This window comes from Delftia sp. K82, from assembly GCF_002193035.1.
GTDB classification, from domain to species: domain Bacteria; phylum Pseudomonadota; class Gammaproteobacteria; order Burkholderiales; family Burkholderiaceae_C; genus Comamonas; species Comamonas acidovorans.
On record NZ_MYFL01000006.1, the window covers coordinates 1 to 26,077 of the forward strand.

Sequence of the window (26,077 nt, forward strand, 5' to 3'; positions counted from 1 at the left end):
AGAGGCTTTGAATGAAAGCGAGGCCAAAGTCCCAGGCCGAGCGCAGCGACCGCCACGACGCAGGTTGCCCGCAGCGAAGCGGAGGGTCGCGGACATTCGGGTCGTCTTTCTTTTGCCTCCTTTTCTTTGACGAATCAAAGAAAAGGAGGTCGGCCGCCGGGCCGAGACCCGGCCTCAGAAAAATACCACCCGGCAGGGTCAAAAACAGACACACGTAAACCAAAGCATCAGAATGGCAACGTCCCCTGCACATACAACGTCCGAGGCATCCCCACATACTTGCCCCCGTTGTTATCCGTAGACCGCGTGTAGTACCTGCGATCGAACAGATTCTTGACCCCCACGGCCACCCGCAGATTGCTCAGCGACTTGCCAAAGTCATAGCCCGCACGCAGGCCAACGGTCGCAAACCCGGGGATATCACCCAGCCGCCCCGCAGCATCTTCCTGCGTCACATACTGCGTGCCCGACCCCGGAGAGCGCTGCTTCGATTGCGCGGCCAGGTCCGCATTCAGCGTCCACTGCCCCAGCGCATAGCGCGCCCACAGCTGGCCCGTGTGGCGCGAGTACAGCGGCAGGTCGCGCCCCGCGAAATCGCCGGCGCGCGAGACGGCCTCGGTATAGGTATAGGACACACCCGCCGTCAGCCCCTTGAGCGCGGCATTCCACTGGCCCAGGTCGTAGCGCAGCGAGGACTCGATGCCGCGGTGGCGCGTGGCGCCCAGGTCGGTCCAGATGCCGTCCACGCCCACGCGGGTCAGCAGCAGTTCCTTGTCGAAGTCGATGTTGAACAGCGTCAGCTCGGCGTTCAGCGCCGGGCTGTTGTAGTGCGTGCCCACCTCATAGGTCTTGGCCGATTCGGGATGCAGGCCGCGCTCGGTCTGGGCCAGCTGCGCGTACTGCTGCGGTCCGAAGGACTTGCCCGCGTTGGCGAACAGCGACCACTGCGCATTCATGCGGTAGAGCACGGACAGCGTGGGCAGGAACTCGCTTGCATCGGCCTTGGGGAACAGCTGGCTGGTGACGGTGCTGCCATCGGCGCCCAGGTTGCTGACGTTGTTGAAGGAGTTGATGCGTTCGTAGCGCACGCCGGGCGTGATGGTCCAGTTGCCGATGTCGATGCGGTCATCGATATAGAAGGCATGGGCTGTGGTGCCGCCCTGGCTGGTCTGGTAGGGCGTGATCGGCAGCGCCATGGCGTTGGCCATGGTGGCGGGGTTGTAGTAGGCGGTGCGCAGCGCGACCTCGGAACTGCTTTCCTTGAGGTAGCGGTAGCCCACGCTGACTTCCTGCACCACGGAGCCGGTCTCGAACAGGCGCGAGTAGCGCGGCTCGATGCCGAAGTAGTGGTAGCTGCGCGGCGCGGCCGTCAGGCGGCGCTGGTTGGCGTTGTCCTGCTCGATGTAGCTGCCGCGGAACGAGTCCACGTAGTAGCCCAGCACCTCGAAGTTGTTGCGCCCGTCCTTGTGGTTGTACTTGAACGAGGCATCGGTGCGGCGGCCGTCGAAGCTGTCGTAGGAGCGCGTGGACTGGAACGGGTCGGCCGCGTACTGCGCCGTGGTCAGGCCGCCGGGCATGCGGCCCGAGCCCTCGAAGTGGTGCAGCGAGACGGCGATGTCGTCCTGGGCCGAGATGCGGTAGGCGCCCTTGACCAGGATGTCGTCGATGTCGGTCTTGTCATTGCCTGCGCGCCAGCCGTCGCCATGCGTGCCCGAGTACAGCAGGGCCAGGCCCAGGCCGGATTCGTTGGTGCCGCCCACGAACAGGCTGGGCGTGGTCTTGGCATTGCCGCCGTGGCTGTAGATCTCGGTGCCCACCGAGGCCTCGGCCGCGAAGGTATTGGGAATGGCGCGCGTGACGAAGTTGATGATGCCGCCCACGTTCTGGGGGCCGTAGCGCACCGAGCCTGCGCCGCGGATCACGTCCACCGACTCCAGGTTGCCCAGCGACACGGGCGCCAGCGACAGCTGAGGCTGGCCGTAGGGCGCGTAGGAGACGGGCACGCCGTCCATCAGCACATAGGCGCGCGGGGACAGGCGCGCCGTCAGGCCGCGCACGCCGATGTTCAGCGACACATCGCTGCCGCCCGTGCCGTTGCTGTCCTGCACCTGCACGCCGGGCACCAGGCGCAGCACGTCGCGCAGGCTGGAGGAGCCGGTTTCCTCGATGCGCGCCCGTTCGACGATGGTGCGCGCGCCGGCATGGTCCAGCACCTTTTCCTCGGTGGGGTTGTCCAGCCAGTTGCCCGTGACGGTGATGGCGGACAGGCCGGCCTCGGGTGCGGTGGTGGTGGGGGATGGCGCCTGTGCCGACGCCTGCAGCGACAGCAGGGCGGCGGCGACAGCGGCCGCGCAGCGTGTGAGCGTGGCGCAGTGATTGCTGGAAACCATGGAAAACTTCCTTTGTGCCTCTGGGATTGGTGCAGCGCTGAAGGGTCGGCTGGCAGGCTGCAGGACGCGTGGCGGCGGGCGAGGCGGAAGCAGGAGACAAGGACCGGTCAGCATGCATGGCGGCGATGCCGGTTCGGGGTGCGAGTCTAAATGAGAATCATCCAGCTTGCACCAGGCTGACAGCAGCTGTGCCAGGCCGCGTTGCCCGGGCGCTACAGCGCAGCAGGTGCTGCCAGCGCAGCGGGCGCTTACCTTGCTGCTTTTGCTGTTGGAAGGGGCTGCATTGCGCGGGCCAGCTCGCCCAGCGTGGCCAGGGCCTGCCCGGTCTCGTCGCTCCAGTCATGGCCGTAGTTCAGCCGCAGGCAGTGGCCGAAGGCCTGCGAGGCCGAGAAGATCGGCCCCGGCGCCACGCTGATGCCGCGCGCCAGCGCCGCGCGGTGCAGGGCCAGCGCATTGCAGTACGGCGGCAGCTCTATCCACATGAAGTAGCCGCCCTCGGGCCGCGTGGCCCGCGTGCCTTGTGGAAAGTGGCGGGCAATGGCCGATGCCATGTGGTCCCGCTGCAGGGCCAGGCTCTGGCGCAGGCGGCGCAGGTGGCGGTCGGCGCCGCCGCTTTCCAGGTAGTCGGCCAGCGCCTGCTGGGTGGGCGCATTCGTGGCCAGCGTGGTGGTGAGCTTTTGCCGGGCCACGGCGCGCGTGAAGCGCCCGGGAGCGGCCCAGCCCGTGCGCCAGCCCGGCGCCAGCCATTTGGAGAACGAGCTGCAGTGCAGCACCCAGCCTTCGGTGTCGAAGGTCTTGGCGGGCGGCGGGCGGCGCTCGCCGAAGTACAGCTCGCCGTACACGTCGTCTTCGATCAGCGGCACGCGGTGGCGCGTGACCAGCTCCACCAGCGCGCGTTTGCGCGCTTCGGGCATGAGGCTGCCCAGTGGGTTCTGAAAACAGGTCATCAGCCAGATGGCCTGGGGCCTGTGGCGCTGCAGTGCTGCCTCCAGCGCGTTCAGGTCCATGCCCTCGCCCGGATGGGTGGGCACCTCGATGGCCGACAGGCCCATGCGCTCCAGCGCCTGCAGCGCGCCATAGAAGCAGGGCGACTCTATGACCACGGCGCCGCCGGGCCGCGTGACGGCGGCCAGGCACAGGTTCAGAGCCTCCAGCGCGCCGTTGGTGATGACCAGATCGGCCGGCGTCAGCGCCAGGCCGTCGGCCAGGTAGCGGCGTGCGATCTGGCGGCGCAGCGCCAGGCTGCCGGGCGTGAGGTCGTCGATGGCGCTGCGCGGGTCGGCCTCGCGCGCGGCATGCGCCAGGCACTGGCCCAGGCGGCGCAGCGGGAACAGGCCCGGCGAGGGAAAGGCCGAGCCCAGGGGCACGACATCGCGGTCCATGGCCGACTCCAGCACCTCGAACACGCGCTCGCTCACATCGACCACGGCAAAGCTGTCGCCCTCGGGCGAAGACGGCTCGGTGGGCTCGGGCGGCGCGCTGCGCGGGCGCTGGGCCACGAAGTAGCCCGATCGCTCGCGCGCGCGAACCAGGCCGCGCGCCTCCAGCAGGTAGTAGGCCTGGAACACCGTGGAGGCGCTGACGCCGCGCCGCTCGCTGGTCTGGCGCACCGAGGGCAGCTTGTCACCTGGGCACAGAACGCCTGCGGTGATGGATGCCTCGATATCGTCGGCCAGCTCCTGGTAGCGCGTCATGGCGGCGTGCGTGCTTGGGGGCGGGCGCCGCTTCAGCCTTGCTCGGCCAGCAGTTCCTGCAGCGCCTTGATCTGCTGGCGCAGGCGCTCGTTCTCGGCTTCGAGTTCGTTCACGCGCTGCTGCAGCTCCTCGGGCGAGGCGGTCACGGCCGCGCCTTCGCCGTCGGCCGCTTCGGCTTCGGGCTTGGCGGCCTTGGGCTTTTTCTTGGCATCGCGCACGCGCTTGGTGGCCTGCTTGAGTTCGTCGGCGCCTGCGGCGGCCACGGCCTGCTGCTCGTCCACGGGCAGGCTGGCGACCACGGCGGCGGTGCTCAGCGAGATGTCGCCCGAGCGCACGGCGGCCACCACTTCGGGCGCGGCCTTTTGCTGGATGGTCTCGATCAGCTTGACCTGGCTGCTGGACAGGCGGGCCACGCGGGCCAGGGCTTCGCGCGTGTCCAGGGCCTCGTCGGGCACCTTGGCCACGCTGGCCAGGGCGGCGGCGACCACGGGGTCGGTCTCGCCTTCCCAGGGGGCTTCACTCTCGGCCTGGGGCGCATCGGCCTTGGCGGCCATCACGGCAGCAGCGGCGGCCGAGCGGCGCGCGGCAATGATCTCGCGCTTGCGCAGCGCCAGCACGCCGCGCTGGAAGTCGGACACGCTGCGGCGGCCCAGGTGCTGGTCGATCATCCACAGGTGCACGTCGTCCATGTTCTTGAACTGCGTGGCCTGCACGGTGTTGAAGGGCAGGCCGTGCTTTTGGCAGATGGCGTAGCGGTTGTGGCCGTCGATGAGCAGGTCGTTCCAGAGCACGAGCGCGTCGCGGCAGCCTTCGGCCACGATGCTGCGCTCCAGCGCGTCGAGTTCATCGGGGGTCAGGGGGTCGATGTAGGCCTTGAGTTCTTCGTTGACGACGATGTCCATGGCAGTGCAGAAATGAGGAATGAAAGGAACGGCGGCCGCTCCGGGCCATTGCAGCAATGGCCCTGGACAGCCGCCAGGAAAAAATCAAGGGCAAGGAGGGCAGGGCGGCCTGCGCCCCGGCTTCACAGCAGGCGCGAGATCAGCGCACCCTCGGCCGGCGCATCCAGCGGAATGCGCACGCGGATCGGGTTGCCCTGGGCGACCTGCACGGGTTCGCCGTCGAGGTTGAACATCTTCTCCAGCAGCACCTGGCGGTTGCCCTGCGGGTGGATGATCTCCAGCGTATCGCCCACCGAGAAGCGGTTCTTGGTCTCCACCTCGGCCATGCCGTCGGCATAGCTGCGCACCTCGCCCACGAAGTGGCTGCGCTGCAGCACCGAGTGGCCGGTCTCGTAGTTCTGGTAGTCCTGCGAGGGACGGCGCTCCAGCAGGCCGCCCGTGTAGCCACGGTTGGCCAGGCCTTCGAGCTCGGTGATCAGGTGCGGGTTGAAGGGGCGGCCGGCCACGGCATCGTCGATGGCGCGGCGGTAGACTTGGGCCGTGCGGGCCACGTAGTACAGGCTCTTGGTGCGGCCCTCGATCTTGAGCGAGTCCACGCCGATCTTCACCAGGCGCTCCACATGCTCCACGGCGCGCAGGTCCTTGGAGTTCATGATGTAGGTGCCGTGCTCGTCTTCCATGATGGGCATCAGCTCGCCGGGGCGGCCCTTTTCCTCCAGCAGGTAGACCTGCTCGGCCTTGGGGTGGCGCGCGCCGTCGCCGCAGGTGCTGGTGAACTGGCTGTCGGCCTCCTCGCGGGCCTTCTCGAAGCTGAAGTCCTGCTCCATGGTCTGGGCCAGGGCCTCGCCGGTATTGGGATCCACGGCCGCGTCATGCGTCTTGTAGTCCCAGCGGCAGGCATTGGTGCAGGTGCCCTGGTTGGGATCGCGCCGGTTGAAGTAGCCCGACAGCAGGCAGCGGCCCGAGTAGGCGATGCACAGCGCGCCGTGCACGAAGACCTCGATCTCCATGTCCGGGCATTCCTGGCGGATCTTCTCGATCTCGTCCAGCGACAGCTCGCGCGACAGGATGATGCGCGAGACGCCGGCCTTCTGCCAGAACTTCACCGTGGCCCAGTTGGTGGTGTTGGCCTGCACCGAGAGATGCACCTCGGTCTCGGGCCACTTTTCCTTGACCATCATGATCAGGCCAGGGTCGGCCATGATCAGCGCGTCGGGCTTGCACTCGATCACGGGCTCGATGTCGCGGATATAGGTGCGCACCTTGTCGTTGTGGGCGATCAGGTTGCTGGTGACGAAGAATTTCTTGCCCCGCGCATGCGCTTCGGAGATGCCCTGGGCGATCTGTTCGAGGCGGAATTCGTTGTTGCGTGCGCGCAGGCTGTAGCGGGGTTGCCCGGCGTAGATGGCGTCGGCGCCAAAGTCGTAGGCCGCACGCATCTTGTCGAGCGAGCCGGCCGGCAGCAGCAGTTCGGGGGCTTTGAGGGTCATGATCCCCGTATTGTCCCGCATCGCGCTTTCCAACACGGTTCGCTATGGCTCCGCCAGGCCCAGTCCTTTCAGATGCACCAGCAACTGCCTTGCATGGGCGGGCAACTGGTCTTCCCGGGCCGTGCACAGCAGCAGCTGGCGCCGGGCCCAGGCATCGCTCAAGGGCACGGCGCGGGCGCCGCTGGCCGGGGCCAGGCGCTGCGCGGCGGCGGCGGGCATGACGGCCACGCCCACGCCCTGGCCCACCAGCTGGCAGATGCTGTCCAGGTGCTGCAGTTGGGCGCGCCAGCGCAACTGCCCTCCCGACGGCCCTTCCAGCAAGGCGGCCTGCTGGCGCACCAGCACCTGCAGGGCGGCATCGTGCGGCAGGCCTACCCAATCTTCGGTCAGCAGGTCCTGCAAGGCCAGCCGCTTGCGCCGCGCCAGGCGGTGGGCGCGCGGCAGCACGGCCACCAGCGGGTCGGGGCGCCAGGGCGTGGCCTGCAGGCCGCGCAGGTCCTGGGCATCGCTGGCCACGCCGATGTCGCACAGGCCTTGGCGCAGCCGGTCCAGCACTTCGGCGCTGCGGCATTCCTGCAGCTCCAGCGCCACGCGCGGATGGTTGCGCAGGAATCCGGCCACGGCCAGCGGCAGGTGCTCGCTCACGGCCGAGGTGTTGCCGCATACGCGCACATGCCCGGCCAGGCCCGCGCCGTACTCGGCCATGTCGCCGCGCAGGCGTTGCATCCGGGCCAGAACGTCACGCGCATGCTGGCCCAGCGTGTGGCCGGCCGCCGTGGGCCGCACGCCGCGCGCCTGGCGCGCGAGCAGGGCGCAGCCCAGTTGCGCCTCCATGCCGCGCACGCGCTCGCTGGCCGAGGCCAGCGTCATGTGCGCGCGCCCGGCCGCCGCCGTGAGCGTGCCGCAGTCGAGGATATGGACGAACAGCTGCAGGTCGGTGAGGTCGAATCGCATGGACTGTGGTGCTGAAGGATCAGGCCATGCCTGAGCCTTGGTTTGAAGATTCCCGATTGTGATCCCTGTGGTGGTGCGCGAGCATGGCGCCATGAGGTTCAGGAAAGGCCTGAGCCAAGTCAGTGAAAGTGCAGGGTGGCCGTGATGTGGGATGCGTGGTGGGTGCTGGCGGCGGCGGTGGCCGTGTTCGGGCTGGCCGGTGTCGTCAAGGGGGTGGTGGGCCTGGGCCTGCCCACGGTGTCCATGGCGCTGCTGGCGCTGTTCATGCCGGCCGGGCAGGCGGCGGCCTGGCTGCTGCTGCCGTCCCTGGTGACCAATGTGGTGCAGATGCGGCCCATGCCATCGCTGCGGCCTTTGCTGCGGCGCCTGGGCTGGATGCAGCTGGGCATTGTCGCGGGCACGGTGGGCGGCATGCTGTGGTGGGGCCCGGTGGGCGAGGCAGCCGTGGCGCGCACGGCGCTGGGCGTGGCCCTGGTTATTTATGCCCTGTGGGGCCTTTGGGGGCCGGGCCTGCAGTTGCCACAGAGGCATCAGGCCTGGCTGGGCCTGTTGTGTGGTCTGTTGACGGGCGGGATCACGGCGCTGACCGGCGTGTTCGTGGTGCCGGCCGTGGCCTTTTTGCAATCGCTGGCGCTGGGCCGGCAGGCGCTGATGCAGGCCATGGGCCTGTGCTTCACGGTGTCCACGCTGGCGCTGGGCGCGGGCATGGCGCTGGCGCAGGGGCCGGGCCATGCCGCTTCGTCCTGGACGGGCTGGGGGGCCACGGCCCTGGTTTCCGCACTGATGCTGCTGCCCGCCCTGGCCGGCATGGCCTGGGGCGAGCGGCTGCGCCAGTCGCTGTCGCCCCAGGTTTTCAAGCGCGTGCTGATGCTGGGCCTGCTGGCGCTGGGCATCTACATGTGCGCCAGGGGCTAGCTCCGGGCGTTCAGGCGCGGAACACCTTCACGGGGCTGCCGCGCTCCACCTCCCAGTGCTGCTGGCTGCGCATGCGCCGGGCCTGGCCCTCGCCTTGCGCGTTGAGGCGCGCCAGCTTCAGGGCCAGCAACTCGCGCGCCAGCCGCTTGTTGGCGTGCTGGCTGCGCTCGCTCATGACCTTCACCGAGATCCCGCTGGGCACATGCAGGGCATGGACGGCGGAGTCCGTGGTGTTGACATGCTGGCCGCCCTTGCCCGAGGCCTTGCAGGCCTGGAAGACGATTTCGCCGTCTGCCGGCAATTGCCGGGGCGGCTCGCACTTCTGCACGGCAACAAACCAGTTCCTGCGCGGGTGATGGGGCCGCAGGGGACTGTCGAAGACCCACTGGATGGTGCCCAGCCAGGCGCCCAGCGTGCCGTGAAGCAGGCCGGTGTCGCCCTCGCAGCGCAGCAGCACGGACTTGTAGCCGGCCGGCGTGGGCGTTTCCTCCAGCACGTCCACGGCGATGCCGCTGGCGGCGCAGTCGCGCAGCAGCTCGCGCAGGGTCAGGCGCACGGCATGCTCGCACTCGGCGGGGCCGTGGGATGCGGTCAGCTGGATCAGCAGCATTGCATGGCTCCCTTCTTGTAGGTCAGCAGGGGGCGCAGCCGCGCCACCAGTTGCACCAGGCCGGCTTCCTGCAGGCTGGCGACCACGGAGTCCACGTCCTTGTAGGCCTGGGGGGCCTCCTCGTAGACCAGTTCGCGGTCGGCGCAGACCACGGCGCTGCCGAATTGGGTGCGCAGCAGCTCGTCCAGCGTGAAGCGCGGGCGCAGGCGGCCCATGCAATCGGTGCGTGCCCACTTGCGGCCTGCGCCGTGTGCCAGCGAGTGCAGCGCCTCGTCACGCCCGGCCACGGGCCGCACAAGATAGCTGTAGTCGCCGCGCGAACCCGGAATCACCACCAGACCCTGGTCGGCCGGCGTGGCGCCCTTGCGGTGCAGGAAGCCGTCTTCGCCGCGCCAGTGGTGGGCGATCACGTGGTTGTGGGTGATGTCCAGCAGGGCCTGGCCGCGCGTGCGCAGGGCGCGCAGCAGGCGTGCCGCAATGCTGGCGCGGTTGAGCTGGGCGAAGGCGATGGCGGCCGCGTGCTGGCGCAGGTACTGCGTGGCGGCATCGCTGCTGGCTGCCAGGCCGTCGTGGCTGAAGGCCTCCACATGGGCGCGCAGGATGGCGCCGCCCAGCCCGCGCGAGCCGCTGTGCACCATGAGGTGCACGCGCTTCCTGTCGAGCGCGCCGTCCTCGTACAGCGTGTCCACCACCTGCAGTTCGGCAAAGTGGTTGCCGCCGCCAATGGTGCCCAGGCTGTCCTGCAGATACGCCAGGTCGGCCACGCCGCTGGCCTGGGCGATGTGCTCCAGCTGCTGCATGTCCACGGCGTCCAGCAGTTCCTGGGGCAGGGGGCCGTCGATGTTGCCCACCGCCTTTTCCAGCTTGGGGGCCGAGGTCTTGTGCGCCGCCAGCTCCGTGCTGTACAGCGACATGCCGCAGCCGATGTCGCCGCCGACCAGGGTCGGGTAGAAGCGGCCCACGGAAAAGAAGGCCGCCCCTACCGGGTAGCCCCGGCCCGGGTGCAGGTCGGGCAGGCCCACGGCTGCGCGCATGCCGGCCAGGTTGCGGGCCGTTGTGTGAAGTTGTTGGATGGCGGCGTCTTCAATCCAGACGCCGCGGTTGGCGAACACCTCAATGTAGGTGTCCGAAAGGGAATTGCCCATGAATGGCTTTCGATCGAGTGCTTGGGGCACATTCCGGCAGATGCGGAATGCGCAATGGGCAGTCGCCGCAAGCTCGATGGACAGGCATCAGGAAAAGCGCACGCGCAGCCGAAAGCCGGGCCTCTTGCGGGGCCGGGAATCAGGTCTGCAGCGTGGCCTGGAGGCGCTAGGGCTTCAAGCGTGCACGACTGCAAAGGGACGTGTCGAATGGGACATGGGTTCTCTCCTTTGCGATGGTGGACGGGTGCCGCGAATGCGGCAAAGACGGGGATGCTAGGGACAAGCGGCCGGTGCCGCAAGCGAAGTCGCAGGCGCGTGGCGGATTGCATACAACGCAAGATGGAAAAAGCCCCGCAGGCAGGTACCGGCGGGGCTTTTTGATGAAGGGCCTGTGCCCGTTCAGTCCTGCGGGCGGAATCCGATGACCAGGTCCGAAGGCACGCGGCCATCGATGTCGCGCGGCAGCGTCTCGGTCTTTTGCAGCGCGCGGATGACGGCATCGTCCCAGGCCTTGTTGCCGCTGGACTTGGCAATGGTGGCGCCGGTGATGGTGCCATCGGGCGCGGTGCGCACGCGCACCTCGGCCCGCGGGTTGCCGCTGATGGCGTCCGGGTAGACGATGTTGGGCTTGACGCGCGCGGCCACCTTGGCTCCATAGCCGGCCGAGGGGCCTCCAGCCGAGCTGCCCGAGCCGCCGCTCTTGCTGCCACCCGCACCTTCGCCGGCCGAGCCGCCGCTACCGGCCGCCAAGCCCTGCATGCGGCGGATGTTCTCCAGGCGACGCGCCTCGGCTTCCTTGGCCTCGCGGGCTTCCTTGGCAGCCTGTTCCTTCTTGCGCTTGTCCTCGGCGGCCTTCTTCTCGGCTTCGGCCTTGGCGGCCTTTTCCTTGTCGGCCTTCTCGGCTTTCTCGCGCTCGGCCTTGTCCTTGGCGGCTTTTTCCTTGTCCGCCTTTTCCTTTTCGGCCTTGTCCTTCTTTTGCTGCTCCAGGCGGTCCTTGCGGTCCTGCTCGGCCTTGTCCTTTTTCTGCTGCTCCAGCTTGTCGCGGCGGTCCTTCTCGGCCTTTTCGGCTTTTTCTCGCTCGGCCTTGTCCCGGGCCGCCTTGTCGGCCTTTTCCTTGTCCAGGCGCTCCTGGCGTTCCTTCTCGCGCTGCTCGTGGGCGGCCTGTTCGGCGCGCTCCTTCTTTTGCTGCTCGATCTTGCGCTTCTTCTCCAGCGCGATCTCGGCCTCGCGGTCGTCGTCCACGGCCTGCGGCTTGGGAGGTGGGGGCGGTGCAATCACGGGCGCGGGCGGCGGCGGTGGCGGCTGGGGAACAGGCTCGGGTGCAGGTGGCGGCGGTGGCGCAGGCACGGGCAGGGGCAGGGCGGGAGCGGGTGCGGCCGTGGACCAGAACTCGGCCTCGACCATGGGCTCGTCGGCCTGCTTCGGGGGGCGCACGGTCCACAGCATGGCGGCCACAAGCAGCCCGTGCGCTGCCGCGGCCAGGGCCCACGAGCGCGTGCGGCCGCGCGTGCGCGGCGGTGCGAACTGGTCGTGGTCTTGCAGGTTGGGCATGGAATCGAAGGCGGGCGGCGCTGCTTACTGGGAGGACTTGACGCCGAAGGCCACGCGCTTGACGCCGGCCGACTGCAGGGCCGACATGGCGGCCATCACGGTCTCGAAGGGCAGCTTCTTGTCCGCCGAAATCAGCACGGCGCTGTCGTCGCTTTGCTGGTCCTGCCAGCTCCTGGCGGCTGCGCCCAGCTCCTGGATCGTGACGGTCTTGTCTGTACTGCCGGCCTTGATGCGGATGCCGCCGTCCTTGTCGATCATCACGTCGGCGCGCTTCGGGGGCGTGCGCGCGGCCTTGCCGGCGCTGGGCACGTTGATGGAGCCCGGCGTGAGCATGGGCGCCGTCACCATGAAGATGATGAGCAGCACCAGCATCACGTCGATGAAGGGCACCATGTTGATCTCGTTGACGGTGCGGCGGCTGCGGCCGCCGCGCGAGGCTACTGCGGGCATGTGCTCACTCCTTGCTGGCTTTGAGCGACTTCAATGGCCGGACGGGGTGCTGGAGCCGGTCGCACCCACGTTGCGCTGCAGGATGTTGGAGAACTCTTCGATGAAGGTTTCCTGCTGGCTGGCCACGCGGTCGATCTGGTGGGCATAGCGGTTGTAGGCCGTGACGGCCGGGATGGCGGCGAACAGGCCCATGGCTGTGGCCACCAGCGCCTCGGCAATGCCGGGGGCCACGGTGGCCAGCGTGATCTGCTCCATGTTGGCAAAGCCGGTGAAGGCGTGCATCACGCCCCAGACGGTGCCGAACAGGCCGATGTAGGGAGAGACCGAGCCCACGGTGCCCAGGAAGGACAGGCCCGACTCGACCTCGTCCATCTCGCGCTGGAAGCTGGCGCGCATGGCGCGGCGGGTGCCGTCCATCAACTGGTTCACATCGGCGATGCGGCGCTCGCGCAGCTTCTGGTACTCGCGCATGCCGCTGGCGAAGATGCGTTCCATGGGACCGCCCTGCTTGGCATGGTGAGCGGCCGAGGCATAGAGATCGTTGAGGCTGGTGCCCGACCAGAAGTCCTGCTCGAAGCCGTCGTTGAGCGCGCGCACGCGCTTCAAGGTCTGCGACTTGCGGAAGATGGTGGCCCAGCTGGCCACCGAGGCGCCCACGAGGATCAGCATGACCAGCTGCACGACCCAGCTGGCCTGCAGCACGAGGCTGAGTATGGACATGTCATGGGAGTTCATGAGAGTTGCTCCAGGATGCGGTTCGGAATTCTTGCGGGGCGCATGGTCGAGCCATCCACCCATCCAATGCGGATCGTGCCTTCGCACAACAGGGGCGGCGGCGCATTGCCATCGCCGGCGGATGCCAGCAGCGCCTGCTGCCGTATTGTCAGCGAAGCGCGCCCGCTGCTTTGCAGCTCGGCGGTAACAAGGAGTTGGTCATCGAGCCGGGCTGCCCGCAGGTATTGCAGCTGGGCCTGGGTTACGACAAACATGCCGCCCGTTTGTTCCCGCAACTGCTGCTGGCCTATGCCCAGGGCGCGCAGCCACTCGGTGCGGGCACGCTCGAAGAACTTCAGATAGTTGGCGTAGAACACGATGCCGCCGGCATCGGTGTCCTCCCAGTAGACGCGGATGGGAAATTCGAAGGCCATGTGCGGCGGGCCTCAGGCCAGCAGGCGCTGCAGGCGGCGCACGGCCTCCTGCAGCTGTTCCATGGAGTTGGCCGTGGAAAAGCGCACGAAGTCGGCGGTCTCGAACGTGCCGAAGTCGCGGCCCGGCGTGATGGCCAAGTGGGCGCGCTCCATGACGGCGTAGGCAAAGTCCCAGCTGCCCTGGACGCCAAGCTTGGCGGCAGCGGCACGGCAGTCGGCCCAGGCGTAGAAGGCGCCGTCGGGCTGCACGGGCACGGGCAGGCCCAGGGCCTCGAGCGCAGGGATGAAGAAGTCGCGCCGGGCCTTGAATTCGGCGCGGCGGCGCTCGTACTCGGCAATGGACTCGGGCTCGAAGCAGGCCAGGGCGGCGCGCTGCGAGACGGTGCTGGCGCAGATGAAGAGGTTCTGCGCCACGCGCTCGACCACGGGCACCATGGCCTCGGGCACCACCATCCAGCCCAGGCGCCAGCCCGTCATGTTGAAGTACTTGCTGAAGCTGTTGATGCTGATCACGTCCTCGCCCAGCGCCAGCGCGGTCTGGCCGAAGGCGTCGTCATGCGACAGGCCCAGGTAGATCTCGTCGATGATGGTCAGCCCGCCCCGGGCGCGCACCACGTCGAGGATGCGGCGCAACTCGGCCGGCGCAATCGAGGTGCCGGTGGGATTGGAGGGCGAGGCCAGCAGCACGCCGCGCGTGTGCTCGTTCCAGGCGGCCTCGACCTTGTCGGCGCTCAGCTGGTAGCGTTCGGCCGCCGTGGTCGGCACCATGACGGCCCGGCCTTCGGCTGCGCTCACGAAGTGGCGGTTGCAGGGGTAGCTGGGGTCGGGCATGAGGATTTCGTCGCCCGCATCGATGGTGGCCAGGCAGGCCAGCTGCAGTGCGGCCGAGGCGCCGGCCGTGACCACGATGCGCCGCGCCGGCACATCCACGCCGAAACGCTGCGCATACCAGTGGCTGATGCGCTCGCGCAGCTGGGGCAGGCCCAGGGCCGGCGTGTATTGCGTGGCGCCGTCCTGCACGGCGCGCGCTGCGGCCTCCTGCACCAGCGGGGGCGCGGTGAAGTCGGGCTCGCCGATGTTCAGGAAGATCATCGGCGTGTCGCTGTCCGCGCAGCCGCGCGCCATCTCCTGCGCCGCCTTGGCGATCTCCATCACGTAAAAGGGCTCAATGCGGTCGGCGCGGGTCGAAAACTTCATGACGGGTGAAATCCTGGAAGAGGCGCCCGCGCCCGGCAGGCGCGGGCGGGCCATGGATGGCCGGATGCGGCGGGGCCTGTGCCCCGAAGACCCGAGGCGCGGCGTCAGCCGGCGGCCTGGTCGGCAGCGTCGTCTGCTGCTGCGTCCGTGGCGGCATCTGCTGCCGCGTCGGTGGCCGTGTCTGCCTTGGCGGCGGGCTGTGCGGGCGCGGAGCCCTTGCCCGCACGGTCATGCTCGACTTCGGCCGCACGCAGCGTGGGCGCCAGGCCATTGAGCACGGCGTTCACGTATTTGTGGCCGTCGGTGCCGCCGAATTCCTTGGCGAGCTCGATGCACTCGTTGAGCACCACGCGCCAGGGCACGTCGGGGCAGTGCTGGAATTCATACACGCCGATCCACATGCTGGCGTGCTCGATGGGCGAGATCTCGGCCATGGTGCGGTCCAGCTTGGGGGCGATCAGCGCGTCCAGGTCCACCTGGGAGTTGATGCAGCCGCGCAGCAGCGCGTCGTAGTGCACCGAGTCGGCCTTGTGAAAGCCGGACAGGTCGCGCGTGAAGCGGTCGATGGCCTCCACGTCGTTGCCGCCCACCAGGTGCTGGTACAGCGCCTGCAGCGCGAATTCTCGCGCGCGGCTGCGGTTGGACTTGGAGGCGGCCTTGCGCGCGCCGGTGCTGGTCAGGCCGCCGCGGCTTTGGCGGGGAGGGCGGCCCGAGGCCGGTGTGGATTGTTCGTCGCTCATGTTCGGGCTATGGTTTGGAGCAGGTTGGCCATCTCCACGGCGACCCGGGCCGCGTCGCGTCCCTTTTCGGTCTGGCGCGCGATGGCCTGCTCCGTGTTCTCGGTGGTGATGATCGCGTTGGCGATCGGCAGCTGGTAGTCCAGGGCCAGGCGCGTGACACCCGCGCCCGATTCGTTGGCCACCAGCTCGAAGTGGTATGTCTCCCCACGGATGATGCAGCCCAGCGCCACCAGGGCGTCGTACCGGTCGGACTCGGCCATCGCCTGCAGCGCCACGGGCACTTCCAGGGCGCCGGGCACGGTGACGTGGTCGATGTTTCCGGCCTGCACGCCCAGGGCCAGCAGCTCTTCGCGGCAGGCCTGGGTCAGGCTGTTGGTGATGCTTTCATTGAAGCGGGCCTGGACGATGCCGACGCGCAGCTGCGCGCCGTCGAGGTTCTGGGCCTGGCCCTTTTCTGCGTTCAACATTTCTTATTCCTTGGGGATGTAGCCGCTGATTTCGAGGCCGTAGCCGGCCATGCTGGGCAGGCGGCGCGGCTGGCCCATGAGCTGCATGCGCTGCACGCCGCATTCGCGCAGGATCTGCGCGCCCACGCCATAGGTGCGCAGATCCATGCGGCCGCGCTCGGGGGCCTGGGCGGCACGGGCGCTGCCGTCGAACTGGGCCATCAGCTGGTCGCCGGTCTCGCCACAGTTGAGCAGCACGGCCACGCCGTGGCCCTGGCGGGCGATGTATTCGAGGCTGGAGTCCAGGCTCCAGGAGTGCAGGGTGCGGCCGGTCTCCAGCGCGTCCAGCACGGACAGCGGCTCATGCACACGCACGGGCACGGGGGTGTCGGCTTCCCACTGGCCCTTGACCAGGGCCAGGTGCACGGATTGGCTGGGCAGGTCGCGGAAGGCATGGGCGATGAACTCGCCATGCGCCGTCTGCAGCGGGCGCGTGCCGACCTTGCTGAGCAGGGATTCGTTGCGGCTGCGGTACTGGATCAGGTCGGCAATGGTGCCGATCTTCAGGCCGTGCTCGGCAGCGAACAGCTGCAGGTCGGGCAGGCGGGCCATGGTGCCGTCGTCCTTCATGATCTCGCAGATCACGGCGGCGGGGCTGCAGCCGGCCAGGGCGGCGAAGTCGCAGCCAGCCTCGGTATGGCCGGCGCGCATGAGCACGCCGCCGTCGACGGCCTGCAGCGGGAAGATATGGCCGGGCTGGACCAGATCCGTGGGCTTGGAGTCCTTGGCCACGGCGGCCTGCACGGTGCGCGCACGGTCGGCGGCGGAGATGCCGGTGGTCACGCCCTCGGCCGCTTCGATGGAGACGGTGAAGGCCGTGCTGTACACGGTGCCGTTGCGCGCGGCCATGGGCGGCAGCTTCAGGTATTCGCAGCGCTCGCGCGTGAGCGTCAGGCAGATCAGGCCGCGGCCGAAGCGCGCCATGAAGTTGATCGCCTCGGGGGTGACATGGTCGGCGGCCAGCACCAGGTCGCCTTCGTTCTCGCGGTCTTCCTCATCGACGAGGATGACCATGCGGCCCGCGCGCATGTCGGCAATGATGTCTTCCACCGGCGAGATGGGCACGGGGGACGTGGAGTTGTTCATGGAGTGCCTTCTGGAGGGGCCGGGTCGTGCGGACGGGGCGCGGCACACGCGCCGGCTCCATCGGCCTGGCAGGCGTCAGAAGTGGGCTTCCAAAGAACGTGTGGCGCGGCGCAGCCGCTGTCGGCAATCGGCATGACCCGGAATGACCTTGCGAAAGCGCACATTCTATTCCAGCGGCCATCGGCCGCAGGCGGCGCGGGCTTTGGCCGGATTCAGGGGCCGGGGTCCTGCAGCACCACATCGCCTTCGGGATAGGCGATGCAGGGCAGCACGCAGCCCTCGGCCCGCTCCTCGCGCGTCACGCCCGGCCATTCGATCTCGTAGCGCACGCTGCCCGAGACCAACTGCCCGATGCAGGTGCGGCAGGTGCCGTTGCGGCAGGAACTGGGCCAGTCCACGCCGCCCTGCTCCAGCGAGTGCAGCAGCGGCTGGTCGGCCCAGGCATCGACCTGCAGGCCGCTGGGCGTGAGGCGGGCGGTGAAGAAGGGCGGGGAAAAAGGGGAGGAGGCGGGGGAGTCCTGGCTCATGGGCGTCTGCTTTGGATGGGATCTGCCGAGCCTGCATTTGTATGCGATACGGAGCAGGTCGGCACAGGTCCGGAATTGCGCCGTTTGCCTGTTTTTTAATCAATCGCAGGGCTTGTATTTCAAATCAATGACTTAACCGCGAAATCAGGCCGTTGCAGCCGCTTGTCCACATGCTTGTCCAGTCCGAATGGGGGTAAATGCGTACATGCGGGTTGCGCGGTGGATAAGCGGGACGCGGCCCGAAAATCCGGGGTCTTTTGCCTGTTTTTTAAGCGGATCACATGTTTCCCTTTGGAATCAATGACTTGTGTGGCTTATCCCGCCCGCTGTGAAAGTTGTTCACAAGATTGTTCAGGGTGAGACGGGATAAGTCGGGCAGACGACTTGTGGATTTGATTAAAAAATAGGCAAAAGAAAAAAATCCATTCAAAACAACCGCTTGGGCCACCAGTCCCGGGCCAGCACATGGTTGTCCACAGGCTTGTCACGCAATGGTGGGGACAAGGCTGGCGGGCCTGCCGCAGTCGCTTGGGCAACCGGAATGAAGGCGGCGTCCGTCTACATTGCTGGGTGACCGGCGCCTTGCCATCCGGCGGGCAGAGCCGGCATCCAATGCAACAAAGGGAGCATCTCCATGGCGATTGAGTTTGAAGGCCGCGTGGCCATCGTGACGGGGGCCGGCGGCGGCCTGGGGCGTCTGCATGCGCTGGCGCTGGCGGCGCGCGGCGCCAAGGTGCTGGTCAATGATCTGGGCGGCGCGGTCGATGGCAGCGGCGGCTCGGCCACGGCGGCCCAGGCCGTGGTGGACGAGATCCGCGCGGCAGGCGGCCAGGCGCTGGCCAACGGCGCATCGGTCACCGATTTCACGGCCGTGCAGGCCATGGTGCAGCAGGCCGTCGATGCCTGGGGCCGCGTGGACATCCTGGTCAACAACGCCGGCATCCTGCGCGACAAGAGCTTCGCCAAGATGGACATGGATGATTTCCGCCTGGTGGTGGAAGTGCACCTGATGGGCGCCGCGCATTGCTGCAAGGCCGTGTGGCCGCACATGCAGGCGCAGAACTACGGGCGCATCGTGATGACCACCTCGTCCACGGGCCTGTATGGAAACTTCGGCCAGGCCAACTACGGCGCGGCCAAGCTGGCCCAGGTCGGCCTCATGCAGACGCTGGCCATCGAAGGCGCCAAGCACGGCATCCATGTGAATGCGCTGGCCCCCACGGCGGCCACCCGCATGACGGAAGGCCTGATGCCCGAGGCCGTGCTGGCCGCCCTCAAGCCCGAGGCCGTGGTGCCCGCCATGCTGGTGCTGGCCCACGAAAGTGCGCCCACACGTACCACGCTGTGCGCAGGCGCGGGCGGCTTCGAGGCGGCCTTCATCACGCTGACCGAAGGCGTGTATCTGGGCCAGGGCGATCAGGTGCCGGAGCAACTGGCTGCGCAACTGGCCCAGGTGCTGGATCGCAGCGGCGAACAGGTGCCCGCCAGCGGCGCCGCGCAGGGCACGCTGGAAGTGGGCAAGGCCATGGCCGCTGCCCGTTGATGAAGCGAGGGCCGGCAAGTGATTTCACCGCTGGCCGGCCTGCCCTTGCCCGGCGTCAAGGCAGGGCCGGCCGGGAGGGCGAAACTCTGACATATTCCTTTCGCTCGCGGCGGTGCCATGCGGGGCAACAGGCCAAAACGCGTGGTTAAGCGGACAGGCGCCATCGCGTTTCCTGCCGTTTCTCTATCATTCGGCGTCCGGGTCGGGTCCGCCGGGAATCCTGGTGGTTTCCGTGTGGGCCGGTGCCCATCAACGAATCGGTAAACAAGAATGAAAACATCGCAGGCATCCATGGCGGTTCCCGATCCCCAGCGGCTCAAGGGCATACGCCGTGGCATAGAAAAGGAGGGCCTGCGCGTGCTGCCTTCCGGCAGCCTGGCGCTGACGCCGCATCCCCTGGCACTGGGCTCGGCGCTCACGCATCCGCACATCACCACCGACTACAGCGAATCGCAGATCGAGCTGATCACGGGCGCGCGCCTGGGCGTGCAGGAATGCCTGGACGAGCTGGTGCAGATCCACCAGTTCGTGCTGCGCAGCCTGCGCGATGCGGGCGGCGAGATGCTGTGGTCGTCCAGCATGCCCTGCCAGCTGCCCACGGACGAGACGATTCCGCTGGCGCGCTATGGCTCCTCGCATTCGGGCCGCTCCAAGAGCGTGTACCGCATGGGCCTGGGCCATCGCTATGGCCGGCGCATGCAGACCATCTCGGGCATCCACTACAACTGGTCGCTGCCCGGCGTGACCAGCGACCAGTATTTCTCGCTGATCCGCAATTTCCGGCGCCATGCCTTCGTGCTGCTGTATCTGTACGGCGCATCGCCCGCGCTGTGTCCCTGTTTCGTCGAGGGGCGCGAGCATGGCCTGAAGCCGCTGGGCAATACGGGCCAGGCGCTGTACCTGCCCCATGCCACCTCGCTGCGCATGGGCCGCCTGGGCTACCAGAGCGATGCGCAGGCCAGCATCAACGTCAGCTACAACGGCCTGGAAGGCTATGCGAATTCGCTGCATGAGGCGCTGACCCATCCCTACCCGGCCTACGAGATGCTGGGCGTGCGCAATCCGGGCGGCGACTACAACCAGCTGGGCACGGGTCTGCTGCAGATCGAGAACGAGTTCTACGGCACCATCCGCCCCAAGCGCACCGTCAGCCGTGGCGAGCGCCCGCTGCATGCCCTGCGCGAGCGCGGCGTGGAGTATGTGGAAGTGCGCCTGATGGACCTCGATCCCTTCGAGGATGTGGGCATTGCCGCCCCCACCATGCGCATGCTGGACGTGTTCCTGCTGCACTGCCTGAATGCCGACAGCCCGCCCGATACGCCGGCCGAGATCGCCGAACTCAAGCACAACCAGCACCTGACCGCCGAGCGTGGCCGCGAGCCCGGCCTGCAGCTGGTGCGCGCGGGCCGCGAGGTGCCGCTGCGCGACTGGGCCCATGAAGTGCTGGACCAGTGCCGCCCCTATGCCCAGGCGCTGGACAGCACGCACGGCACGCACGATTACAGTGCCGCGCTGGCCCAGGCACTGGAGCGCCTGGAGCATCCCGAGCGCACGCCGTCGGCCCATGTGCTGGGCGAGCTGACGGGCGAGTACGGCAACAGCTTCTCGCGCTTCACGCTGGCCCGTTCCGAGCAGGCCCGCGATTCGCTGCTGGCCCTGCCCTGGAGCCAGACGCAGCAGCAGCGCTTCGAGCAATGGTCGGCGCAGTCCGTGCAGGACCAGCGCGACATCGAGGCCGCAGACACGCTGTCCTTCGAGGAATGGCGCCTGCGCTACATGTCGCCCGAGAACCTGCGCTGACCGTGCCTCAGCCAGGTCCGCCGCTCAGGGCTTGGCCTGCATCCTCGCACCAGAACAGCACGGCGTCGTAGAAGCCTTCCCAGACGCAGCCGTTGCAGCCGCGGCCGCAGCAACTGGTGGGCTGGGGCGGCGCCGGGCGCAGTGCAATGCCAGCAGCCTGGGCGCGCTGCTGCCAAAGCCCGATCTGCGACAGCGCCTGCTCCAGCGGGCCCTGCACCATGCTCAGCGCCGCGCCTTGCTGCGGCGCACCACAAACAGCACGATGAAGGCCGTGCCCAGCAGCAGGGCGAACCAGCCGACCAGGTACGACTGGGCCATCATCTGCACGATGCCCCCGGGTGCCATGAACTGCGGCGCCAGCAGAATCACCAGGCCGATCACGGCGCAGGTCACTCCCTTGATCAACAGTTCGATGTCGGCCTTGCGCGAGGCGGAGCGGGAAGAGGGGGTATCGGGCAAGGACATAGGCAGTGAGGCGGGGCGTAAAAGCGGGGGACAATTGCGGCTTGCGCAAGAAAGAATGAAGCCTGCGGTTTGCGCTGGGGCGCAGCGCGCTGTTCCATCCTGTCTGCGCAAGCCATGAATTATCCTTGCGCCCCTGCCAGTTCCCCCGTTTCCCAGAAAGTAATCCCATGGCCATACAGTGGTTCCCCGGTCACATGAATCTCACGCGCAAGGTGATCACCGAGCGCGTCAAGGAAATCGATGTGGTCATCGAAGTGCTGGATGCGCGCCTGCCGGGGTCGAGCAGCAACCCGCTGCTGCAGGAGCTGACGGGCCACAAGCCGCGCCTGCAGGTGCTCAACAAGCAGGACCTGGCCGATGCCGCGCGCACGCCGCTGTGGCTGGACTGGTACAACGCCCAGAGCGACACGCGCGCCATTGCGCTCGACGCTTCCGAGCCCGCACCCACGCGCCGGCTGATCGAGGCCTGCAAGCTGCTGGCCCCCAACCGTGGCGGCATGGCCAAGCCCATGCGCGTGCTGATCTGCGGCATTCCCAACGTGGGCAAGTCCACGCTGATCAACTCCATGAGCGGCAAGCGGCAGGCCAAGACGGGGGACGAGGCCGGCATCACCAAGCTGGAGCAGCGCATCGTGCTGGCCGACGACTTCTACCTCTGGGACACGCCCGGCATGCTGTGGCCGCGCATCATCGTCGAGCAAAGCGGCTACAACCTGGCCGCCAGCGGCGCTGTGGGCCGCAACGCCTATGACGAGGAACTGGTGGCGCTGGAGCTGCTGGGCTATCTGCAGAAGAACTACGCGGACCTGCTGGAGGCGCGCTACAAGCTGGGCCTGGACAACGAACGCATTGCAGCCCTGCATGACGACGAACTGCTGGACGCCATCGGCCGGCGCCGCGGCGCCATGATGAGCGGCGGACGTGTCAATCTGCAAAAAGCTGCCGAGCTGGTGCTCACGGATTTCCGCGGAGCAATCCTGGGCCGCATCACGCTGGAGACGCCCGACGAATACGCGCAGTGGCTGGCCGTGGGCCAGGAACGTGATGCCGAGCGCCAGGCCCGCAAGGACGCCAGCAAGGCGCGCAAGCGCCCCCCGCGCGAGCGCAAAAGCGCGCCCTGAGGCACCGCCGGCTGGCGCCGGCATACCCCGTTTGGTGCAAGAGAGCGTCCGACCGGGGCGGTGGCACAACCACCACAGCCGCAGGCGGCGCCGACCGCTAGCATGTTGAGTGTTCTTTCTCTGTTGGGGCTTTTTCATGCGGCGTCATCGAGTCGAGGCGGAAATCCATTTGTCCCTGCGCCGGGTCGTTCTGGTCGGCAGCCTATGGATCACCAGCCTCACCGTGCTCCTGGCCATGGCGCTTCTGACGCAGGACCCCGTTCCCTGGCCCAGCGTGCGGCTGAACCTGGTTGCCGCCGGCGTGAGCTTCGGCGCCGTGCTGCTGGGCTGGCGCCGGCACTGGAGGCTGGCCTCCAATCTTCTGGTCTGGGGCACCTGGGTGGCAGCCGTGACCGTGGTGGCTGCCACGGGCGGCGTGCAAAGCAGCTCGGTGCTGGCCTTTCCGGCCTTGCTCGTCATGTGCGCCTGGGTGCTGGGCGTGCGCACCACGCTGGCCATGCTGGTGCTGTCCGTGCTGGCCATGGCCGCGTTCTGGGTGGCGGGCCGCGAGGGCGTTGACTGGATAGGCCAGCGCGAGACCTCGCCCGTGTTCTCCATGCTGTACTTCGTGGGCATGCTGGGGCTGACGGGCACGGTCACGCTGATGGCAAGGCGCAGCCTGATCCGCCGTGCCCAGGAACTGCAGGACACGCTGGGCTCGCTGGAGCAGCACCAGGACGATCTGCGCAAGTTCTACCGCGCCGTGGAGCAGAACCCCGAAAGCATCGTCATCACCGACGTGCACCAGAACATCGTCTACGTGAACGAGGCCTTTTTGCAGCGCACCGGCTTTGCGCGCAACGAGGTCCTGGGCCAGCCCACCCACCGCTACTCCACCATGGGCCTGGACGCGCCGGCCTGGGAAGAGGCCTTGCACCAGCTGGGCCGGGGCGCGCTGTGGCGCGGCCAGATGACCAACCGCACACGCCAGGGCGAGGACCTGCCCGAGGCCGTGCTGGTGGCGCCCATACGCGCCTCGGACGGCAGCATCGTCAACTATGTGGAACTCAAGCAGGACCTGTCCGAGCGCATGCGCGCAGAACGCCAGATCCATGCACTGGCGCATTTCGACGCGCTCACCGGCCTGCCCAACCGCCTGTCGCTGACCCAGCGCCTGCGCGCGCTGGCGCGCGAATTCCGCGAGGGCGGCAAGGGCGGTGAGCCGCGCCACGGCCTGCTGCTGCTGGACATGGACCGCTTCACCGCCTTCAACGATGTGCGCGGCACGGTGCGTGGCGATGCGCTGCTGGGCGCGCTGGCGCTGCGCCTGGCCGATGCCCTGCCCGACGGCGTGCTGCTGGCCCGCATGGGCGCCGACGAATTTGCCGTGCTGCTGGAGAAGGTCGGCCAGGAGGCGGCCGAGGTCGATCAGCACATGCGCGCCCTGGCCCAGGTGTTGCAGGACGCGCTGGAGCGGCCGCTGTGGCTGGAGGAAACCGGCGAGGAAGTGCAGGCCAGCTGCAGCATTGGCGCGGCCAGCTTTGCCGCCTCGCGCACCGACAGCGGTGGCCATGACGTGCTGCGGCGCGCGGGCGTGGCCCTGCACCAGGCCAAGCAGGCCGGGCTGGGTCAGGTCGTCATCTTCCAGCCCGACATGGCCGAGGCCGTGGGCAAGCGCTTTCGCATCGAAAAGGACTTGCGCCGCGCCATTCCTGCCGGCGAGCTGCAGCCCTATCTGCAGTCCCAGGTGGACCACATGGGGCGCTGTGTGGGCGCCGAGGTGCTGGTGCGCTGGAACCATCCGCGCCTGGGCATGGTCGAGCCCGGTGATTTCATTCCCGTGGCCGAGGAATCGGACCTGATCGTGCAACTGGGCGACTGGATGCTGGAGCAGGCCTGCCGCATGCTGGTGCGGCCCGAGTTCGTGCAGCAGGGCTGGCGGCTGTCGGTCAACGTCAGCTGGCGGCAGTTCCGCCAGCCCGACGTGGTGGACAAGCTCAAGCGCACCCTGGCCGCAACCGGGGCCGACCCGCGCCGCCTCACGCTGGAGGTCACCGAAAGCGTGGTCATGCGCGATGTGGACGAGGCGCGCGAGCGCATGGCCGAGCTGCAGCTGCTGGGCGTGGAGATGGGGCTGGACGACTTCGGCACCGGCTATTCATCGCTGGCCTATCTGCAGCGGCTGCCGTTCCGTGAACTCAAGATCGACAAGTCCTTTGTGCAGGACTGCCATACCTCGCCGGGCAATGCCGCCATGGTGGAGGCGATCCTGCTGCTGGCCAGACGCCTGCGCCTGCGCGTGGTGGCCGAAGGAGTGGAGACCGAAGAGCAGGCCGGCACGCTGCGGGCCTGGAATCAGGACGTGCTGTTCCAGGGCTACCACTACGGCCGGCCCCTGCCGGCGGTCGAGTGGGTGGATCTGCAACTGGGTGCGCCTGCCGGCGTGTGAAAGCCGGCGCAAGGGCCTGCGTGTGAGGGCCAGCGCAAGAGCCTGCGTGTGAGGGCAGGCCCAAGAGCCTGCGTGTGACGGCGTTCAGGTCCTGGACTGTTCCAGCCAGCGGCGCGCCAGCAGGTCCCAGAAGCGTGCGCCGCGCCCCAGGTTATCGTCGTTGAAGTCGTAGCCGGGGTTGTGCAGGCCCACGCCGGGCTCGCCCGTGGCGGGGCCGTTGCCTATCCAGCCATAGGCGCCGGGCACGGCCTCCAGCATGAAGCCGAAGTCCTCGGCCGTCATGGCCGGCAGGATGTCGGCGTGGGTGCGGTCCTCGCCCACCGCCTCGCGCATCACCTCGGCCATGAAGCGGGCCTCGTGCGCGTGGTTGGTGGTGTTGGGGTAGCCGGGCTTGAGAATGAATTCGGCGCGGCACAGATGGGCCGCTGCCACATGCTCGCTGATGCGCTGCATGCCTTCGATGAACATCTGCTGCGTCTCGGTCCTGAGGGCGCGCACCGTGCCGAAGATGCTGGCCTCGTCGGGAATGATGTTCTCCACTGTGCCGCTGGTGATCTTGCCCACGGTGAGCACGGCGCTGTCCAGCGGATCGGTGCTGCGCGACACCAGGCTCTGCAACTGGCCGACGATGGCGCAGGCCACGGGAATCGGGTCCAGCGTGGTGTGGGGCATGGCCGCGTGGCCGCCCTTGCCGTGCACGCGGATCTTGAAACGCAGCGTGGAGGCCATGATGGGCCCCACGCGCACCGCCATTTCGCCGGCGGGCAGGGCAGGCCAGTTGTGCAGCGCGAACACGGCATCGCAGGGGAAGCGGTCGAACAGACCGTCCTCCATCATGGCCTTGGCGCCTGCGCCGCCTTCCTCGGCGGGCTGGAAGATCAGGTGCACCGATCCATCGAAATCCGGCTGCTGCGCCAGCAGCGTGGCCGCGCCCAGCAGCATGGTCGTGTGGCCGTCATGGCCGCAGGCATGCATGCAGCCCGGGTTCTGGCTGGCGTGGCCGAAGGCGTTGAGCTCCGTCACCGGCAGCGCATCCATGTCGGCCCGTATGCCGATGCTGCGGCCCGGGTTGGCGGCGCTGCGCCCCCGGCCGTGGATGCTTGCCACCACGCCGGTCCTGCCCAGCCCGCGGTGCACCTGCAGTCCCAGCGCAATCAGGTAGGCCGCCACCTTGTCGCCGGTGCGGTGCTCCTCGTAGCGCAACTCGGGGTTGGCATGCAGGTCGTGGCGGAACTTCAGCAGGGAGCCGAGGTGGGGGGTGATGTCGGGTGTGGATCGCATACAGGGGCCGCGGCGGCCTGCACGCCCAGCGGGTCCGCAGGCGGTCGCAGCAATTCAATGACAAGGCGGACATGATAGGTCCTGTGGTTTGCCTGCGGCGCCTGCCGGGGTGATAGGCCTTGTGCTGCCCAGGC

24 protein-coding genes are annotated in these 26,077 nt (G+C 68.1%); 5 read left to right on the top strand and 19 right to left on the bottom strand.

All coding sequences use genetic code 11. The features are described from left to right. Nucleotides 1-227 precede the first annotated feature (227 nt). From KDK82_RS28795 to KDK82_RS28815, 5 genes are all read right to left on the bottom strand, one after another. A complete protein-coding gene (locus KDK82_RS28795; protein WP_088166892.1) occupies nucleotides 228-2,390 on the bottom strand; it encodes a TonB-dependent siderophore receptor in 2,163 nt (720 codons plus the stop codon). Between the two features lie 248 nt (nucleotides 2,391-2,638). Next, nucleotides 2,639-4,084 (bottom strand): PLP-dependent aminotransferase family protein, encoded by a 1,446-nt coding sequence (locus KDK82_RS28800; protein ID WP_088166893.1) that lies wholly within the window; start codon nucleotides 4,082-4,084, stop codon nucleotides 2,639-2,641. 32 nt (nucleotides 4,085-4,116) lie between these two features. Further along, on the bottom strand, nucleotides 4,117-4,986 hold the full coding sequence (locus tag KDK82_RS28805; RefSeq protein WP_088166894.1) for a plasmid replication/partition related protein: 870 nt from the start codon (nucleotides 4,984-4,986) through the stop codon (nucleotides 4,117-4,119). Between the two features lie 122 nt (nucleotides 4,987-5,108). After that, nucleotides 5,109-6,497, bottom strand: coding sequence for a tRNA 5-hydroxyuridine modification protein YegQ (gene yegQ, locus KDK82_RS28810; RefSeq protein ID WP_012204375.1), 1,389 nt, complete (start codon nucleotides 6,495-6,497; stop codon nucleotides 5,109-5,111). A 21-nt stretch (nucleotides 6,498-6,518) separates the two neighbouring features. Beyond that, nucleotides 6,519-7,430 (bottom strand): LysR family transcriptional regulator, encoded by a 912-nt coding sequence (locus KDK82_RS28815; protein ID WP_088166895.1) that lies wholly within the window; start codon nucleotides 7,428-7,430, stop codon nucleotides 6,519-6,521. A gap of 144 nt (nucleotides 7,431-7,574) precedes the next feature. On the opposite strand from KDK82_RS28815, the gene KDK82_RS28820 reads away from it, so the two are divergent. Beyond that, the gene (locus KDK82_RS28820) at nucleotides 7,575-8,345 is read left to right on the top strand and encodes a sulfite exporter TauE/SafE family protein (RefSeq protein ID WP_012204377.1); all 771 of its coding nucleotides are present in this window, start codon (nucleotides 7,575-7,577) and stop codon (nucleotides 8,343-8,345) included. A gap of 10 nt (nucleotides 8,346-8,355) precedes the next feature. Here KDK82_RS28820 and prfH read toward each other — a convergent pair whose 3' ends face one another. From prfH to KDK82_RS28875, 11 genes are all read right to left on the bottom strand, one after another. Beyond that, nucleotides 8,356-8,955, bottom strand: a complete 600-nt coding sequence (gene prfH / locus KDK82_RS28825; RefSeq protein WP_088166896.1) for a peptide chain release factor H — start codon at nucleotides 8,953-8,955, stop codon at nucleotides 8,356-8,358. Beyond that, nucleotides 8,946-10,100, bottom strand: a complete 1,155-nt coding sequence (locus tag KDK82_RS28830; RefSeq protein ID WP_088166897.1) for an RNA ligase RtcB family protein — start codon at nucleotides 10,098-10,100, stop codon at nucleotides 8,946-8,948. Before KDK82_RS28830 ends, prfH begins: the two co-directional genes overlap by 10 nt. A 399-nt stretch (nucleotides 10,101-10,499) precedes the next feature. Further along, a complete protein-coding gene (gene tolA, locus KDK82_RS28835; RefSeq protein ID WP_088166898.1) occupies nucleotides 10,500-11,651 on the bottom strand; it encodes a cell envelope integrity protein TolA in 1,152 nt (383 codons plus the stop codon). A gap of 24 nt (nucleotides 11,652-11,675) precedes the next feature. After that, nucleotides 11,676-12,101, bottom strand: coding sequence for a biopolymer transporter ExbD (locus KDK82_RS28840; RefSeq protein WP_088166899.1), 426 nt, complete (start codon nucleotides 12,099-12,101; stop codon nucleotides 11,676-11,678). Nucleotides 12,102-12,131: 30 nt separating this feature from the next. Then, nucleotides 12,132-12,836, bottom strand: coding sequence for a protein TolQ (gene tolQ, locus KDK82_RS28845; protein ID WP_088166900.1), 705 nt, complete (start codon nucleotides 12,834-12,836; stop codon nucleotides 12,132-12,134). Continuing rightward, complete coding sequence (gene ybgC, locus KDK82_RS28850) at nucleotides 12,833-13,249, bottom strand: tol-pal system-associated acyl-CoA thioesterase (RefSeq protein WP_016450455.1); 417 nt, start codon at nucleotides 13,247-13,249, stop codon at nucleotides 12,833-12,835. The genes tolQ and ybgC overlap by 4 nt, the downstream gene beginning before the upstream one ends. A 12-nt stretch (nucleotides 13,250-13,261) precedes the next feature. After that, a complete protein-coding gene (locus KDK82_RS28855; protein ID WP_043796416.1) occupies nucleotides 13,262-14,446 on the bottom strand; it encodes a pyridoxal phosphate-dependent aminotransferase in 1,185 nt (394 codons plus the stop codon). Nucleotides 14,447-14,550: 104 nt separating this feature from the next. Next, the gene (gene nusB, locus KDK82_RS28860; RefSeq protein ID WP_013803409.1) at nucleotides 14,551-15,186 is read right to left on the bottom strand and encodes a transcription antitermination factor NusB; all 636 of its coding nucleotides are present in this window, start codon (nucleotides 15,184-15,186) and stop codon (nucleotides 14,551-14,553) included. Then, nucleotides 15,183-15,653, bottom strand: coding sequence for a 6,7-dimethyl-8-ribityllumazine synthase (gene ribH / locus KDK82_RS28865; protein WP_012204386.1), 471 nt, complete (start codon nucleotides 15,651-15,653; stop codon nucleotides 15,183-15,185). Before ribH ends, nusB begins: the two co-directional genes overlap by 4 nt. A 3-nt stretch (nucleotides 15,654-15,656) precedes the next feature. Then, on the bottom strand, nucleotides 15,657-16,778 hold the full coding sequence (gene ribBA, locus KDK82_RS28870; protein ID WP_013803408.1) for a bifunctional 3,4-dihydroxy-2-butanone-4-phosphate synthase/GTP cyclohydrolase II: 1,122 nt from the start codon (nucleotides 16,776-16,778) through the stop codon (nucleotides 15,657-15,659). 212 nt (nucleotides 16,779-16,990) lie between these two features. Beyond that, on the bottom strand, nucleotides 16,991-17,305 hold the full coding sequence (locus tag KDK82_RS28875) for a 2Fe-2S iron-sulfur cluster-binding protein (RefSeq protein ID WP_016450460.1): 315 nt from the start codon (nucleotides 17,303-17,305) through the stop codon (nucleotides 16,991-16,993). A 634-nt stretch (nucleotides 17,306-17,939) separates the two neighbouring features. Between KDK82_RS28875 and KDK82_RS28880 the strand changes: the two genes are divergently transcribed. Both KDK82_RS28880 and gshA read left to right on the top strand, forming a co-directional pair. Continuing rightward, nucleotides 17,940-18,848 (top strand): SDR family NAD(P)-dependent oxidoreductase, encoded by a 909-nt coding sequence (locus KDK82_RS28880; RefSeq protein ID WP_088166901.1) that lies wholly within the window; start codon nucleotides 17,940-17,942, stop codon nucleotides 18,846-18,848. Nucleotides 18,849-19,118: 270 nt separating this feature from the next. Further along, nucleotides 19,119-20,648, top strand: coding sequence for a glutamate--cysteine ligase (gene gshA, locus KDK82_RS28885; protein ID WP_088166902.1), 1,530 nt, complete (start codon nucleotides 19,119-19,121; stop codon nucleotides 20,646-20,648). A 7-nt stretch (nucleotides 20,649-20,655) separates the two neighbouring features. Here gshA and KDK82_RS28890 read toward each other — a convergent pair whose 3' ends face one another. Together KDK82_RS28890 and KDK82_RS28895 are read right to left on the bottom strand one after the other, a co-directional pair. Next, nucleotides 20,656-20,868: an oxidoreductase-like domain-containing protein gene (locus tag KDK82_RS28890; RefSeq protein ID WP_012204391.1), complete on the bottom strand. Its 213-nt coding sequence runs from the start codon at nucleotides 20,866-20,868 to the stop codon at nucleotides 20,656-20,658. A gap of 2 nt (nucleotides 20,869-20,870) precedes the next feature. Next, nucleotides 20,871-21,113, bottom strand: coding sequence for a hypothetical protein (locus tag KDK82_RS28895; protein ID WP_043823769.1), 243 nt, complete (start codon nucleotides 21,111-21,113; stop codon nucleotides 20,871-20,873). A gap of 167 nt (nucleotides 21,114-21,280) precedes the next feature. Here KDK82_RS28895 and ylqF point away from each other — a divergent pair, with 167 nt between their 5' ends. Together ylqF and KDK82_RS28905 are read left to right on the top strand one after the other, a co-directional pair. Continuing rightward, nucleotides 21,281-22,234, top strand: a complete 954-nt coding sequence (gene ylqF / locus KDK82_RS28900; protein ID WP_012204393.1) for a ribosome biogenesis GTPase YlqF — start codon at nucleotides 21,281-21,283, stop codon at nucleotides 22,232-22,234. A 136-nt stretch (nucleotides 22,235-22,370) separates the two neighbouring features. Next, a complete protein-coding gene (locus KDK82_RS28905) occupies nucleotides 22,371-24,662 on the top strand; it encodes a bifunctional diguanylate cyclase/phosphodiesterase (RefSeq protein WP_088166903.1) in 2,292 nt (763 codons plus the stop codon). Nucleotides 24,663-24,746: 84 nt separating this feature from the next. On the opposite strand, the gene KDK82_RS28910 is transcribed toward KDK82_RS28905, so the two are convergent. After that, the gene (locus KDK82_RS28910; protein ID WP_088166904.1) at nucleotides 24,747-25,943 is read right to left on the bottom strand and encodes a M20 aminoacylase family protein; all 1,197 of its coding nucleotides are present in this window, start codon (nucleotides 25,941-25,943) and stop codon (nucleotides 24,747-24,749) included. Nucleotides 25,944-26,077: the final 134 nt, after the last annotated feature.

Bases quoted from the DNA above. Each gene is read 5' to 3' on its own strand.
- KDK82_RS28795 (WP_088166892.1), bottom strand. From the start codon at position 2,390: ATGGTTTCCAGCAATCACTGCGCCACGCTCACACGCTGCGCGGCCGCT.
- KDK82_RS28800 (WP_088166893.1), bottom strand. From the start codon at position 4,084: ATGACGCGCTACCAGGAGCTGGCCGACGATATCGAGGCATCCATCACC.
- KDK82_RS28805 (WP_088166894.1), bottom strand. From the start codon at position 4,986: ATGGACATCGTCGTCAACGAAGAACTCAAGGCCTACATCGACCCCCTG.
- yegQ (WP_012204375.1), bottom strand. From the start codon at position 6,497: ATGCGGGACAATACGGGGATCATGACCCTCAAAGCCCCCGAACTGCTG.
- KDK82_RS28815 (WP_088166895.1), bottom strand. From the start codon at position 7,430: ATGCGATTCGACCTCACCGACCTGCAGCTGTTCGTCCATATCCTCGAC.
- KDK82_RS28820 (WP_012204377.1), top strand. From the start codon at position 7,575: ATGTGGGATGCGTGGTGGGTGCTGGCGGCGGCGGTGGCCGTGTTCGGG.
- prfH (WP_088166896.1), bottom strand. From the start codon at position 8,955: ATGCTGCTGATCCAGCTGACCGCATCCCACGGCCCCGCCGAGTGCGAG.
- KDK82_RS28830 (WP_088166897.1), bottom strand. From the start codon at position 10,100: ATGGGCAATTCCCTTTCGGACACCTACATTGAGGTGTTCGCCAACCGC.
- tolA (WP_088166898.1), bottom strand. From the start codon at position 11,651: ATGCCCAACCTGCAAGACCACGACCAGTTCGCACCGCCGCGCACGCGC.
- KDK82_RS28840 (WP_088166899.1), bottom strand. From the start codon at position 12,101: ATGCCCGCAGTAGCCTCGCGCGGCGGCCGCAGCCGCCGCACCGTCAAC.
- tolQ (WP_088166900.1), bottom strand. From the start codon at position 12,836: ATGAACTCCCATGACATGTCCATACTCAGCCTCGTGCTGCAGGCCAGC.
- ybgC (WP_016450455.1), bottom strand. From the start codon at position 13,249: ATGGCCTTCGAATTTCCCATCCGCGTCTACTGGGAGGACACCGATGCC.
- KDK82_RS28855 (WP_043796416.1), bottom strand. From the start codon at position 14,446: ATGAAGTTTTCGACCCGCGCCGACCGCATTGAGCCCTTTTACGTGATG.
- nusB (WP_013803409.1), bottom strand. From the start codon at position 15,186: ATGAGCGACGAACAATCCACACCGGCCTCGGGCCGCCCTCCCCGCCAA.
- ribH (WP_012204386.1), bottom strand. From the start codon at position 15,653: ATGTTGAACGCAGAAAAGGGCCAGGCCCAGAACCTCGACGGCGCGCAG.
- ribBA (WP_013803408.1), bottom strand. From the start codon at position 16,778: ATGAACAACTCCACGTCCCCCGTGCCCATCTCGCCGGTGGAAGACATC.
- KDK82_RS28875 (WP_016450460.1), bottom strand. From the start codon at position 17,305: ATGAGCCAGGACTCCCCCGCCTCCTCCCCTTTTTCCCCGCCCTTCTTC.
- KDK82_RS28880 (WP_088166901.1), top strand. From the start codon at position 17,940: ATGGCGATTGAGTTTGAAGGCCGCGTGGCCATCGTGACGGGGGCCGGC.
- gshA (WP_088166902.1), top strand. From the start codon at position 19,119: ATGAAAACATCGCAGGCATCCATGGCGGTTCCCGATCCCCAGCGGCTC.
- KDK82_RS28890 (WP_012204391.1), bottom strand. From the start codon at position 20,868: ATGGTGCAGGGCCCGCTGGAGCAGGCGCTGTCGCAGATCGGGCTTTGG.
- KDK82_RS28895 (WP_043823769.1), bottom strand. From the start codon at position 21,113: ATGTCCTTGCCCGATACCCCCTCTTCCCGCTCCGCCTCGCGCAAGGCC.
- ylqF (WP_012204393.1), top strand. From the start codon at position 21,281: ATGGCCATACAGTGGTTCCCCGGTCACATGAATCTCACGCGCAAGGTG.
- KDK82_RS28905 (WP_088166903.1), top strand. From the start codon at position 22,371: ATGCGGCGTCATCGAGTCGAGGCGGAAATCCATTTGTCCCTGCGCCGG.
- KDK82_RS28910 (WP_088166904.1), bottom strand. From the start codon at position 25,943: ATGCGATCCACACCCGACATCACCCCCCACCTCGGCTCCCTGCTGAAG.